The organism is Bacillus sp. TH13 (genome assembly GCF_016651175.1).
GTDB classification, from domain to species: Bacteria; Bacillota; Bacilli; order Bacillales; family Bacillaceae_G; genus Bacillus_A; species Bacillus_A thuringiensis_S.
Genome location: NZ_JAEKEJ010000025.1, coordinates 1,529,902 through 1,543,624 on the forward strand (window position 1 = coordinate 1,529,902; position 13,723 = coordinate 1,543,624).

Here is a 13,723-nt window from a genome sequence, read left to right on the forward strand (position 1 = left end):
TATGCGCACACAATAATCCTGTAAATATTTTTCGTCTTTTCTTGCTATTTTACATTGTACTCGCATTGTGAGAAAAAGCAAAAGATTGTCCTTTTTATATGAGAAACTTTATTTTTTTAGTTGTTGAATTCATTGCTAGAAGGGGGATTTTTCAAAAAGTTTAATATAAAATTCAGTGGTTGATTGTTCAAGTGGATTTGTCAGTATCTTTGTCTTAAACCTAGTCGTTCTCTGTTCTTATAAAATGTTTGGGGTATGTGAGGATTTTCTTTTGTCTTACTTTGTCAACAAATCGATATTCCTTGTCGAAACGTTGATATATTGAAATAATCGTTGATATATTCCCGTTTATGATCGATATACTTGAAAAATCGTTGATATATTTAGCTGAACACCCACCTGGGTATCCTCTACCAAACCAAGACAAATCCGCAAAACAAAAAAGCGCCCTGCACAGCAGGGCGCTTTCTTCATACATATATTAGCCGATAGAACCTTCCATCTCAAACTTGATTAGGCGGTTCATTTCAACTGCGTATTCCATTGGAAGTTCGCGAGTGAATGGCTCAATGAAGCCCATTACGATCATTTCTGTAGCTTCTTGCTCAGAAATACCGCGGCTCATTAGGTAGAATAATTGTTCTTCTGATACTTTCGATACTTTCGCTTCGTGCTCAAGTGAAACGTAATCGTTTTTGATTTCGTTGTAAGGAATTGTATCAGATGTAGATTGGTTATCCATGATTAACGTGTCACACTCGATGTTAGAGCGAGAGTTTTTCGCTTTTGGTCCGAAGTGTACGATACCACGGTAAGTTACTTTACCACCATGCTTCGCAATCGATTTAGAAACGATTGTTGAAGACGTGTTTGGTGCTAAGTGAATCATTTTCGCACCAGCATCTTGGTGTTGGCCTTTACCAGCAATCGCGATTGATAATGTTAAACCACGAGCGCCTTCGCCTTTTAAGATAACTGCTGGGTATTTCATCGTTAATTTAGATCCGATGTTACCATCAATCCATTCCATCGTCGCGTTTTCTTCACAAACCGCACGTTTTGTAACTAGGTTGTATACGTTGTTCGCCCAGTTTTGGATTGTTGTATAACGGCAATACGCATCTTTTTTAATGATGATTTCTACTACCGCACTGTGAAGTGAGTTAGTAGTGTAAACAGGTGCTGTACAACCTTCTACGTAGTGTACATGTGCGCCTTCGTCTACGATGATAAGCGTACGCTCGAATTGTCCCATATTTTCAGAGTTAATACGGAAATACGCTTGAAGTGGTGTATCAACTTTAATACCTTTTGGAACGTAGATGAATGATCCACCAGACCAAACTGCAGAGTTTAATGCAGAGAATTTGTTGTCTGTTGGTGGGATTACTTTTCCGAAATGCTCACGGAAAATATCTTCGTTCTCTTTTAATGCGCTATCTGTATCTTTGAAGACGATTCCTAGAGCTTCTAGGTCTTCTTTCATGTTGTGGTATACAACTTCAGATTCGTACTGTGCAGATACACCAGCTAAATATTTTTGCTCAGCTTCTGGAATACCTAATTTATCAAATGTTGCTTTAATTTCATCAGGTACTTCATCCCAAGACTTCTCAGATTTCTCAGATGGTTTTACGTAGTACGTAATTTCATCGAAATCTAAGTCGTTTAAGTCGCCGCCCCATTGTGGCATTGGCATTTCATAGAACTTATCCAGTGATTTTAAACGGAAGTCTAACATCCACTGTGGTTCTTCTTTCATACGTGAAATCTCTTCAACGATCTCTTTTGTTAAACCGCGTCCAGCACGGAAAATCGAAACGTCTTTGTCTTTGAAACCATATTTGTAATCGCCGATATCTGGCAGTTGCTTCGCCATGTTGGTGTGTCCCTCCTTAGATAACCTCATTTTTAGGAACCTTTAACATTACTTATCTTCGTTTAAGCCCTTTTCTAACGCTTTCCACGCTAATGTTGCACATTTAATACGTGCAGGGAACTTGCATACGCCTTGTAATGCTTCAATATCTCCTAAATCGATGCTGTCATCGTACTCTTTTCCTAGCATCATGTCAGAGAAAATTTTCGAAAGCTGAAGTGCTTCTTCAATTTTCTTACCTTTTACTGCTTGTGTCATCATTGAAGCTGAAGACATTGAGATTGAACATCCTTCGCCTTCAAACTTCGCCTCTTGCACAATACCTTCTTCTACTTTCATCGTAAGTTGAATACGATCGCCGCAAGTTGGATTGTTCAAGTTAACAGTAACACTATCTTCTAACACGCCATTGTTACGAGGATTCTTATAATGATCCATAATAACTTGACGATATAACGTATCTAAATTATTAAATGACATTTGTGAAATACTCCTTTGTCTTGATTAGCGATTCAACAAATGTATCAATTTCTTCTTTTGTATTATATAAATAGAAGCTCGCACGTGCTGTTGAAGAAGCTTTTAGCCACTTCATAAGCGGTTGTGCACAGTGATGTCCTGCGCGAACTGCAATGCCTTCTACATCTAATACAGTCGCTACATCGTGAGGATGTACGTCTTCAATATTAAATGTAACAAGACCAGCGCGATGCTTTGGACCATAAATTGTAACGCCATCTACTTCTGATAGTCTTTCTAAAGCGTATTGCGCTAATTCATGTTCATGCTTTTCAATATTATCAAGACCGATTTCTTCTAGGAAATCAATTGCCGCACCAAGTCCGATTGCATTACCGATAATCGGTGTACCTGCTTCAAACTTCCACGGAAGCTCTTTCCAAGTAGATTCTTGTAAATCTACGAAATCAATCATTTCACCGCCAAATTCAATTGGCTCCATATTGTTCAGCAATTCTTTTTTACCATATAATACGCCGATGCCTGTAGGTCCGCACATCTTATGAGCAGATAATGCGTAGAAATCACAGTTTAAATCTTGTACATCTACTTTCATGTGAGGTGTACTTTGTGCACCGTCAACGACCATAATTGCGCCATTTTCGTGTGCGATTGCTCCGATTTCTTTTACAGGGTTAATCGTTCCAAGCACGTTTGAAACTTGCATAATAGAAACGATTTTTGTATTCGGTGTAACTGTTTGACGAACATCTTCTAAAGAAATTGTACCGTCTGGTTGAAGCGGAAGGTATTTTAAAGTTGCACCAGTTTTCTTCGCAACTTGTTGCCACGGAATGATGTTACTATGGTGCTCCATGTAAGAAATAACGATTTCATCGCCTTCTTTTACATTTTCAAGACCATAGCTAGCCGCTACTGTATTTAATGCAGTTGTCGTTCCGCGCGTGAAAATAATCTCTTCCATTGATTTCGCGTTAATAAACTTGCGAACTTTCTCGCGTGCACCTTCATACGCGTCGGTAGCTTTCGTACCGAGCGTATGAACACCGCGATGCACGTTAGAATTATATTCTTTATAGTAACGTTCTAACGTTTCAATGACTTGAATTGGTTTTTGAGAAGTTGCTGCACTATCGAAATATACAAGTTGTTTGCCGTTCACTTTTTGATCAAGAATTGGAAACTGTTTGCGTATTTCATGAATATTCATTAGCGAACTTTCCTTTCAATTACCTCAACAAGCTGTGCTTTTACTCCTTCAATTGGAAGCTCATTTACTACAGGTGCTAAGAATCCATGGATGACTAAACGTTCTGCTTCGCGTTTTGGAATACCACGGCTCATCAAGTAGTATAATTGGTACGGATCTACGCGGCCTACTGAAGCTGCGTGACCTGCCATTACATCATCTTCGTCGATTAAAAGAATTGGGTTTGCATCCCCACGAGCTTTCTCATCTAACATAAGAACGCGAGAAGATTGTTGTGCATTTGATTTAGATGCACCGTGTTCAATCTTACCAATTCCGTTAAAGATAGATGTTGCACTATCTTTTTGTACACCGTGTTTTAAAATCCAACCTTCAGAGTGTTTACCGAAGTGAACAACTTTAGTTGTAAAGTTTTGTGTTTGGTTACCACGGCCAATTGTTACTGTTTTCGTATCAGCATATGAACCGTCGCCCATTAAGTTTGTAACGTTCTCTGAAATTGTATTTCCGTCATTCATAAGGCCTAGAGCCCAATCAATGCGGCCGTCGCGTCCAACAACACCGCGGCGGTTAACGTAAGTTGTTACGTCTTTTGCTAATAGATCAACTGCACCAAATTTAACTTGTGCGCCTTGTTCCACGATTACTTCTGCTACGATATTTGCAATACCTTTAGCATTTTCATTTGCAACATAGTTTTCTACATAAGTTGCAGTACTGTTCGCATCAGCTACGAATAATACGTGGTTATATACGTTAGCTTCTTCGCCGTCTACTAAGAATACAGCTTGAAGTGGAGTTTCAAGAACAACGTTTTTCGGAACATATACGAATGCACCGCCGTTGATTAATGCAGCATGAAGTGCAGTTAAACGATGCTCGTCTACCTTCACGCCGTCTTTCATTAAATACTTTTGTAATAGTTCAGCATGCTCTGTTGCAGCTGTTACGATGTCTGTAAAAATAACACCTTTTTCTTTTGCTTCGTCTGCTAAAGAAACGAACGCAGTTGTACCAGTACGTTGTACTAATACGCTGTTATTTTCATCGATTAAGTTTTTCACTGCTTCTGGAAGCTCTGTTAAAGAACTTACAGGCTCTTGCTTAGCAGCGTCGCCTTTTCCGATAAAGTCCCATTTTTCAATTTTCGTTTTATCAGGCGTTGGCATTGGAAGTTCTGTTGCTTGTGCAAGAGCTTGTAAGCGGAACTCAGTCAACCAAGCAGCTTCGTTTACTTCGCTTGCGCGCTGACGGATTGTTTCTTGATCGAAAGGTAATGTACCGATTGTCATGTTTATGCTCCTCTCTTACGCTTCTTGCTCTGCTGTTTCGTCTTCAATACCTAATTCTTTTTTAATCCAGTCGTAACCTTCAGCTTCTAGACGTTGTGCAAGCTCAGGGCCACCAGATTTAACGATACGACCGTTCATCATAACGTGAACGAAGTCTGGAGTGATGTAGTTTAATAAACGTTGGTAATGCGTAATCATTAGGCAACCGAACTCTTCGCCGCGCATTTGGTTAATACCTTTAGATACAACTTTTAATGCATCGATATCAAGACCTGAGTCGATTTCGTCTAAGATTGCGATTTTTGGCTCAATCATCATTAATTGAAGAATTTCGTTACGTTTTTTCTCTCCACCAGAGAAACCTTCGTTTAAGTAACGTTGTGCCATTTCTGGATCCATTTCTAGGAATTCCATGTTTTTATCTAATGTACGGATAAATTTCATAAGAGAAATTTCATCGCCTTCTTCACGACGTGCGTTAATTGCAGAACGTAAGAAGTCAGCGTTTGTTACTCCGCTAATTTCACTTGGATATTGCATTGCTAGGAATAGACCCGCTTGCGCGCGCTCGTCTACTTCCATTTCTAATACATCTTCACCGTCAATGATGATGCTACCTTCTGTTACTTCATACTTTGGGTGACCCATAATTGCAGAAGATAAAGTTGATTTACCTGTTCCGTTAGGTCCCATAATTGCGTGGATTTCTCCACCTTTTACTTCAAGGTTTACACCCTTTAAAATTTCTTTGCCGTCAATTGATACGTGTAAGTCTTTAACCGTTAATGTAGAACCAGCCATCTCAATACCTCCATTAATCCTATATATACATTTTAAAAATTCCTAAAACGTTCATATTCTCATTTTATTCTCATTCTAATTTTATATCAAATAAAATGATATCGCAAACGACGAAAAAAAGTAACCGTTTTTTCACAAATGTATATAAGTATTTCCTTCTCACCTTTATATGATACACCTTTCTTCTTATTTATATAAAGAAAAAAGGACCGGTAAATTCCCAGTCCTTTCCTTATAATTATTCACTTATCGGAAGTACAGCACCTTTATATTCTTTGTTAATAAAATCTTGAATTTCTTTTGAATGTAGCACTTCTACTAGCTCTTTAATTTCTTTTTTCTTCTCATCACCTTTACGAACTGCAATGATGTTTGCATACGGAGAGTCTGATCCTTCAATCGCAATTGCATCCTTCGTTGGATTTAATTTTGCATCAATTGCATAGTTCGAATTAATGAATAAAGCATCTCCCTCATTATTTTCATACAACTTCGGTGAAAGTCCAGGTTCAACATCTGTTTTAAATTTTAAGTTTTTCGGGTTTTCGACTACATCTTTTACTGTCGCCTTAACCACATCTACACCATCTTTAAGCTTAATCACGCCGCCTTTTTGTAACAATGCTAACATACGGCCTCGCTCCGCTACGTTATTACTCATAATAACTGTCCCGCCATCTGGTAAGTCTTTTAAGCTTTTATATTTCTTAGAATAAATACCCATTGGCTCTAAATGGATTTTTCCTGCGTTTACAATTTTATATCCTTTTTCTTGGATCTCCTTATCTAAATACGGAATATGCTGGAAGTAGTTCGCATCAATCTCTTTATCCGCTAACGCTTTATTTGGCAGTACATAATCTTGGAACTTTTTAATCTCTAACTTAATGCCTTTTTTCTCTAAGATTGGCTGTGCTTTCTCTAAAATAACAGCGTGCGGCACGTTAGAAGCTCCAACAACAAGCTTATTCTCTTCTTTTCCTCCGCAAGCAGCTAATGTAAATACAGACAGCGCTGTAACAACTGACAATAGAATCTTTTTCATATGATGTCCCCTTCTCCCCTATAGTTATGTAGTTATAAAAAAGCTGGCATACACCAGCCTTGTCAGCAATTATTCTTTTACAGGAACAACCGCTCCTTTATATTCTTTATTAATAAAGTCTTCGATTTCTTTAGAATGCAATACTTCTACAAGCTCTTTAATCTCTTTTTTATCTTTATCACCTTTACGAACCACTAATACGTTTGCGTATGGAGAATCATCACCTTCAATTGCAATTGCATCTTTTTCTGGGTTTAATTTCGCATCAATTGCATAGTTCGAGTTAATTAAAACAGCGTCGCCTTCTTTATTGTTATACACTTGTGGTAACAAACCTGGCTCAATGTCCGTTTTAAACTTTAAGTTTTTCGGGTTATCTGCAATATCTTTTGGAGTTGCACTAACTGGATCTACTCCGTCTTTAATTTTTAAAATGCCTTCTTTTTGTAAAATTGCTAAACCACGTCCATGGTCAGTAACAGAATTACTCATAATGATTGTCGCCCCGTCTGGAAGTTCTTTTAAGCTCTTATATTTTTGAGAGTATACACCAATTGGTTCTAAATGAATTTTTCCTGCTATTTCAAAGTCATATTTTTTATCTTTAATTTCTTTCTCTAAATACGGAATGTGCTGGAAGTAGTTTGCATCTAAATCCTTATCCGCTAATGATTTATTTGGTAATACGTAGTCTTGGAATTTTTTAATTTCTAACTCAATTCCTTTTTTCTCAAGTAACGGTTTTGCCTTTTCTAAAATTTCAGCGTGCGGTACGTTAGAAGCACCAACAACAAGTTTCTTTTCATCTTTATCTTTCCCGCCACAAGCCGCTAACCCAAAAATTGAAGTTGAAATAAGTGCCGTAAGTAATAATTTTTTCATTTGAAACATCCTCCCGTTTTTTATTATCGTTTATCTATTCGAGTCGTTAAACTATCACCAATCCACTGGATTAAAAATACAACTAGTAATACACAAATTGTCGCAACAATTGTTACATCGTTATTCCCTCTCTGGAATCCTTCTAAGTAAGCAAGTGTTCCAAGGCCACCAGCACCAACAACTCCCGCCATTGCTGTATAGCCTACTAAAGCAATTGTCGTAACCGTAATACCAGATACTAATGCTGGTAATGATTCTGGAATTAACACTTTCAAAATAATTGTGCTTGTTTTTGCTCCCATTGCTTTTGAAGCTTCAATTACACCTTTATCAATTTCGCGAAGTGCAATTTCAACCATTCTCGCGTAGAATGGTGCCGCTCCAATAATTAAAGCCGGCAGAGCTGCACTTGCTCCAAGAATTGTTCCAAGAAGAATCTTTGTGAATGGAATTAATAAAATAATTAAAATGATGAACGGTATCGAACGGAATATATTTACGAATGCTCCAATCACCGTATTAATTGATTTATTTTCCCATAAATTATCTTTTGCTGTCATGAAGAGTAACAATCCTAAAATTAGTCCTAAAACAAATGTCGCAAGAGCTGCGATTGCCGTCATATATAACGTTTCACCAGTTGCTTCTAACATTTGATTCCAATCAATATTTGCGAGTAACTTATCCATGTGCAATCACCTCCAGCTCTACTTGATCTTGATGAATTCCTTCTATTGCTTGCTGGATCGCTATTTCCTCACCATTTAAATGAACAATTAAACTACCGTAAGAACCATTATTCGTTTGTGCGATATTCCCTTGCAAAATGCTAACTTCTATATCACTGCGTTGCATTAATCGTTGAAGCACTGGCCTTTCTACAGCCTCACCGATAAACTGCAAACGAATTACTTTTCCATCTGGATATTTTTCAATTAAACTTTCAATCGTTTCATTTGTATCTTCAGAATCTGTTAACTGCTGTACAAATCGTTTCGTAATATCTTGCTTCGGATTACGGAATACATCAAGTACTGGACCCGTTTCTACAATCTTTCCTCTCTCCATTACCGCCACTCGGTTACAAATCTTTCGAATTACGTGCATCTCATGTGTAATGAGTACAATTGTTAAACCAAGGCGCTTATTAATATCTAATAGTAAATCCAAAATTTGATCTGTCGTTTCTGGATCAAGAGCTGACGTTGCTTCATCACATAAAAGCACTTGTGGATTGTTAGCTAATGCTCTTGCAATCCCGACGCGTTGCTTTTGTCCTCCGCTCAGCTGAGATGGGTATGCGTCTCCTCTTCCTTCTAATCCAACAAGATGAATTAATTCATCAACACGTTTTCTTCTCTTCGCTTTATCAACACCTGCAATTTCAAGTGGAAACTCTATATTTTCACGTACAGTTCGTGACCAAAGTAAGTTAAAGTGCTGAAAAATCATTCCGATTTCTTGCCTTGCCTTACGAAGTTCACTTCCTGTAATTGCTGATATAACACGATTGGCAATTGTAATTTGGCCAGAAGTCGGTTTCTCTAACTGATTAAACAATCTAATTAAAGAACTTTTTCCAGCGCCGCTATATCCGATAACACCAAATATTTCGCCTTTTTCTATTTTCAAATTGGCGTTATCTACAGCAGTGACATCACCGCTTTTCGCCTTATATATTTTCTTTACATTCTCTAATAGAATCATGATGTTCACCCCTTTTTTATTTTGATCGACTCCGCAATTTTTTATGTTTAATGCGTGTAGTCCACCGTTATTACTACTTTTATTATTTGAATGTCCTCCACATTCAAACAATAAAAAAACCTTTCTGCTTTAGAGAAGCAGAAAGGTTTATGTGCGTATATAACAACATTATCCCTCTCTCTCATCTCTCAAAGCATTTGCTTTGCAGGAATTGGCACCATTTCAACATAAGTTGACGGTTGCCGGGCTTCACAGGGCACAGTCCCTCCACCTCTCTTGATAAGAGAAATCAGATTCAATTTTCGTCTGATTTGTAATTTATGAAATTATCTATATTTTATGAATTGAATTGTATCAATATCCAAACATCATGTCAACAGAAATTTTCGCAAAAAATGAACCTTCAGAATTTTAAGCACCTACTGACATCGGTTTACATATATGAAACATCGATTCGACTAATAGCATCGTTCGATACGTTCCCGAATACTGTACACGTCCATCGTTCATTAACATTTGCAATCGTACATTTCCATTAACCAATTGTTCTATATCCTTTTCGTCTAAGCAAATGATTTGTTCCGTTCCTCTTTCCTCATGTACCAGCTCTATATAATCTCTTGAAATTTGTAACGAACAACTTTCATCTCCCAAACGGAAATTAACAGTTTTTTCCTCTCGTCTTAAAAGCGGTTCTAAATGATATTGACCATTAGCGTAATTTACAAATGATTGAAGCAAAGAATATAATCTCACCCTAAATCACATCCTTCATATCACTTTCTATTACATACCATTCCCTCTCACTAAAGAGCAATCCTGTTATTTTCGCTCGACAAATACTGTATCCATCCTGCATCTCGACATATTTCCCAAGAAATATGTCGAGGCGGCAAAAATTTTGCCGCCTACTTTAATTCCGTATATAAATATTCAACCGAATGAAATGCGTATATCTTCTTCATCAGTGTCCCATTTTCAAAAACAAGTAAACAAGGTACACTTTCAATCCCATACTCTTTCGCTAAATGCGGAGCATAATTTAAATCTAACATCCCAATTTTCAACTCTTCAATTGTCATCTCAACGACTGTTAACATCTTTTTTGCTAATTGGCATGTTCCACACATTGGAGTATATACATATAATACTGTTTTTTCTTCGTTCTCTATTAGGGCTGTAGCTTCGGCTCCTGTCCAATCAATCACTTCTATCATTCCTTACCGTAAATATTCTGTATAAACGTCAATGTCGGCTCCCCATAATACATTTGCTAAGTGTGTAGATGGCGCAGTTGCCACTTCTCGGTACGAGCGATCAATATAGATATGCTCGGCTTGCGGAAATTCTTTTCGAAATTGTTTCCTTAACTTTTCTCCAGCATCATCAGCATCCACTAGCACATACACTTCCTTATCAAAAAACTGATCAACGAGCTCATCCATTTTCGACAAACCAATTGTACCATTTGTACAAACAATTTCCACCGGTTCACGAATAATAGATTCAATCTTTCTTCTATCTGATGTACCTTCTACAATAATGACTTTTTCTACATAAATCATATGTCATCACCCGATCACCATATACTATATAACCTTGAACTTAGTATATAGTATATTCGTTATTTTCATGTTGTTTCCTGTTTATTTTTGCAAAAGAAAAGCGGAAGCGGCTCGTTTAGATTGTGAAGACTTATGAAACCTTACCACAAAACAGTTTTTCTCATAATAGCTTATTTATTTACATATAACTTGAATTTCATTATTTCACACAAAATAAAAAAGGACAGCACAAAGGCTGTCCTTTAGTCGACTATAATTAGTCTTGGTTTGTCATTTCTGCATATTTTTCTGCAGTTAATAACTTCTCAACTTGGCTTGCATCAGAAAGTTCAACTTTAACCATCCATGCACCCTCGTATGGAGATTCGTTAACAAGTTCTGGTTGGTCACTTAATTCTTCGTTTACTGCTACAACTTTACCGCTTACAGGTGCGTATAACTCAGAAACTGTTTTAACAGATTCTACGCTTCCGAATGGCTCGTTAGCTTCGATTGTTGCACCTACTTCAGGAAGTTCAACGAATACGATATCGCCTAGCTCACCTTGTGCAAAGTGAGTGATACCGATAACAACTTCATTACCTTCAGTTTTTACCCATTCGTGTTCTTCAGAGTAACGTAAATTATTTGGAATGCTCATGACTGTACCTCCAGTGAATGTATTAATTATGTAAAAATACCTTATTGGTACTTTTTCCACACACTTTCAAACTGCTCTTCGTTAAAACCAAGTGTTACATTCGTTCCATCTGTTACAATTGGACGTTTAATCAACATGCCATCAGATGCTAAAAGCTCATACATTTCGTCTTCGCTTGCATCTTTCAACTTATCTTTTAGACCAAGTTCACGGTAACGCATTCCACTTGTATTAAAGAATTTTTTTAATGGTAATTCACTTTTTTCATGTAAATTACGTAAATCTTCTTTTGATGGTGGATTTTCAACAATATGAATCATCTCATATGCTACATCGTTTGCCTCAAACCATTTCTTTGCCTTTTGACATGTGCCACACTTTGGATATGAATAAAATGTTACTGTCATAAATTCACCTACTTTTTTACTAACCTTTACCTTTATCATATAGAAAACGTTTTATTATTTCAAACCATTATTCGCTAAACTTTTACTTATTTCGTGATAATTTTTAATAATCCTGCGAATTTTTCTTATTTTTCCGCCATTTGTTAAGAAAAAAATAAATATATAAATTTTTTAGATTCTGCACCAAACATATATCTTAAACAAGCGTTTGATTAATTCTCCATTTTTCTTTCTTAACCTTTGAACTACAGGAGTTTCTTCCTACCGAACATATATCTTAAACAAGCGTTTGATTAATTCTCCATTTTTCTTTCTTAACCTTTGAACTACAGGAGTTTCTTCCTACCGAACATACAGCTTAAACAAACGTTTGATTAATTCTCCATTTCTCTTTGTTAACCATTGAGTTACATCGGTTTCTTCCTACCGAACATACAGCTTAAACAAACGTTTGATTAAAAAAATAAGAAGCCTCTTTTACAGGCTCCTTCATCATCTATTCAAATAATCTGCAATGGTTTGAAATACGACGATATACATATTATGAATACTTTCTTCTGTATTTCCACCATTCGATAAACCAACTGCCCATTGTTGTCCTTCACCACTTCCGATATTCGCAAACCCTTGCGTATACATAGCATTTACATCTTTCCGTGCACTGTTATACTCTACCCCTTTTGTAATAAAAATTGAATATGATTTATCTTGTAAACCGATAAAAAACACTGGTTTCTTTAGCGATGAAAATACATTTTTATACTGCTCTGTTGAGGCTTCTTGAAAGTGATCTTTCATTATTAGAAAACCATCCACTTCCTTTGATTTATGTTCCAGTTCCTCTAACTTCATTTCCTCAAACTTTATATTCCTAAACGTATCTTTCGGTTTTTCTCCCACAACTCCAATTACGAGTGCTCTTCCGTTATATTCTAATTTCTCTCCTTCTTTATCCTTTGCACACCCAGCAACGACTAGGCATATCAATATAAAAAATAAGAAATACGATAAACGCTTCATTTAGCACCCTCTCCTTCTTTTTAGTCAAGTGACAAAAACGTAAGGTTAATTCAAGAAAGTGTAAGTAAAATCGATAGCCCAATTCACGTTTCTATATTATAATCAATTGAATTTACTTACATTACTAAACATAGGAGATCAACATGAAGAAATTTAAACTTTCATCTTTTCTTCCGTTAAGTTATATACTTCTACTCGTGCTCGTAAGTCCCCTTTACGACGTATTAAATAAATCGACTGTTCACGCAGTAGACGTTACAACTGTAGTAGATGATTGGATTCCATTTGTAAAAGCATTTATTATTCCTTATTTACTTTGGTTTCCATACTTATACGGCGCACTTATTTATTACTGCTTTGCTGACCGAAAGCAATATTATGTCACTTTAAGTAGTGTTATTTTTGGAAAGCTTGCTTGTTTTTCTATTTATTATTTTTGGCAAACAACTGTACCGCGTCCGACTGTCGTTGGAACAGATGTATTTTCTGAACTAGTTCGCTATATTTATAGTATCGATCAACCGGTAAACTGTTTCCCTAGCATTCACGTTCTTACTACATTTGTAATTATGTTAGCTGCCTTTAAGCGTAGAGAACAGCATGCTTTTGAATATTACATCCTTACTTTCTTCGGTACACTTATTATTTTATCAACGTTATTTACGAAGCAGCATGCCTTTGTAGATGCCGTTTCTGGAATGACGCTTGCAAGCATACTTTACTTCGGCGTTCAACTCTTATTGGCCAAAGAACCAATAAGAGTTCCAGTAAAACAAAATCATAGAATGTAACATG

At 36.7% G+C, this 13,723-nt stretch carries 16 protein-coding genes and 1 riboswitch; of the genes, 1 reads left to right on the forward strand and 15 read right to left on the reverse strand.

From position 1 onward, the window contains the following. Positions 1–481 precede the first annotated feature (481 nt). From sufB to JFU02_RS16425, 15 genes are all read right to left on the reverse strand, one after another. Positions 482–1,879, reverse strand: coding sequence for a Fe-S cluster assembly protein SufB (gene sufB, locus JFU02_RS16355; protein WP_001118824.1), 1,398 nt, complete (start codon positions 1,877–1,879; stop codon positions 482–484). 48 nt (positions 1,880–1,927) lie between these two features. Further along, complete coding sequence (gene sufU, locus JFU02_RS16360) at positions 1,928–2,359, reverse strand: Fe-S cluster assembly sulfur transfer protein SufU (RefSeq protein ID WP_000009525.1); 432 nt, start codon at positions 2,357–2,359, stop codon at positions 1,928–1,930. After that, complete coding sequence (sufS, locus tag JFU02_RS16365) at positions 2,349–3,569, reverse strand: cysteine desulfurase SufS (protein ID WP_001020767.1); 1,221 nt, start codon at positions 3,567–3,569, stop codon at positions 2,349–2,351. The genes sufU and sufS overlap by 11 nt, the downstream gene beginning before the upstream one ends. Continuing rightward, complete coding sequence (gene sufD, locus JFU02_RS16370) at positions 3,569–4,861, reverse strand: Fe-S cluster assembly protein SufD (protein ID WP_000152177.1); 1,293 nt, start codon at positions 4,859–4,861, stop codon at positions 3,569–3,571. The genes sufS and sufD overlap by 1 nt, the downstream gene beginning before the upstream one ends. Positions 4,862–4,876: 15 nt before the next feature. Then, positions 4,877–5,662, reverse strand: coding sequence for a Fe-S cluster assembly ATPase SufC (gene sufC, locus JFU02_RS16375; protein ID WP_000929162.1), 786 nt, complete (start codon positions 5,660–5,662; stop codon positions 4,877–4,879). A gap of 238 nt (positions 5,663–5,900) precedes the next feature. After that, positions 5,901–6,707: a methionine ABC transporter substrate-binding lipoprotein MetQ gene (gene metQ, locus JFU02_RS16380; protein WP_000722400.1), complete on the reverse strand. Its 807-nt coding sequence runs from the start codon at positions 6,705–6,707 to the stop codon at positions 5,901–5,903. Positions 6,708–6,776: 69 nt separating this feature from the next. Next, a complete protein-coding gene (gene metQ, locus JFU02_RS16385; protein ID WP_000735079.1) occupies positions 6,777–7,589 on the reverse strand; it encodes a methionine ABC transporter substrate-binding lipoprotein MetQ in 813 nt (270 codons plus the stop codon). A gap of 23 nt (positions 7,590–7,612) precedes the next feature. Next, positions 7,613–8,278: a methionine ABC transporter permease gene (locus JFU02_RS16390; RefSeq protein ID WP_000359399.1), complete on the reverse strand. Its 666-nt coding sequence runs from the start codon at positions 8,276–8,278 to the stop codon at positions 7,613–7,615. Next, positions 8,271–9,296 (reverse strand): methionine ABC transporter ATP-binding protein, encoded by a 1,026-nt coding sequence (locus JFU02_RS16395; protein WP_000601779.1) that lies wholly within the window; start codon positions 9,294–9,296, stop codon positions 8,271–8,273. The genes JFU02_RS16390 and JFU02_RS16395 overlap by 8 nt, the downstream gene beginning before the upstream one ends. Before the next feature lie 178 nt (positions 9,297–9,474). Continuing rightward, positions 9,475–9,582: riboswitch (SAM riboswitch) on the reverse strand. A 125-nt stretch (positions 9,583–9,707) separates the two neighbouring features. After that, positions 9,708–10,052, reverse strand: coding sequence for a hypothetical protein (locus tag JFU02_RS16400; RefSeq protein WP_001242143.1), 345 nt, complete (start codon positions 10,050–10,052; stop codon positions 9,708–9,710). 152 nt (positions 10,053–10,204) lie between these two features. Then, positions 10,205–10,513: a thioredoxin family protein gene (locus tag JFU02_RS16405; RefSeq protein ID WP_002039867.1), complete on the reverse strand. Its 309-nt coding sequence runs from the start codon at positions 10,511–10,513 to the stop codon at positions 10,205–10,207. 3 nt (positions 10,514–10,516) lie between these two features. Then, the gene (locus JFU02_RS16410) at positions 10,517–10,861 is read right to left on the reverse strand and encodes a toprim domain-containing protein (RefSeq protein ID WP_000640870.1); all 345 of its coding nucleotides are present in this window, start codon (positions 10,859–10,861) and stop codon (positions 10,517–10,519) included. Positions 10,862–11,117: 256 nt separating this feature from the next. Beyond that, the gene (gene gcvH / locus JFU02_RS16415) at positions 11,118–11,501 is read right to left on the reverse strand and encodes a glycine cleavage system protein GcvH (RefSeq protein ID WP_000026897.1); all 384 of its coding nucleotides are present in this window, start codon (positions 11,499–11,501) and stop codon (positions 11,118–11,120) included. Positions 11,502–11,542: 41 nt separating this feature from the next. After that, complete coding sequence (locus JFU02_RS16420) at positions 11,543–11,908, reverse strand: arsenate reductase family protein (RefSeq protein WP_000218968.1); 366 nt, start codon at positions 11,906–11,908, stop codon at positions 11,543–11,545. Positions 11,909–12,400: 492 nt separating this feature from the next. Next, positions 12,401–12,928 (reverse strand): hypothetical protein, encoded by a 528-nt coding sequence (locus tag JFU02_RS16425; protein WP_000826886.1) that lies wholly within the window; start codon positions 12,926–12,928, stop codon positions 12,401–12,403. A gap of 143 nt (positions 12,929–13,071) precedes the next feature. Here JFU02_RS16425 and JFU02_RS16430 point away from each other — a divergent pair, with 143 nt between their 5' ends. After that, positions 13,072–13,719 (forward strand): phosphatase PAP2 family protein, encoded by a 648-nt coding sequence (locus JFU02_RS16430; protein WP_000713772.1) that lies wholly within the window; start codon positions 13,072–13,074, stop codon positions 13,717–13,719. Positions 13,720–13,723: the final 4 nt, after the last annotated feature.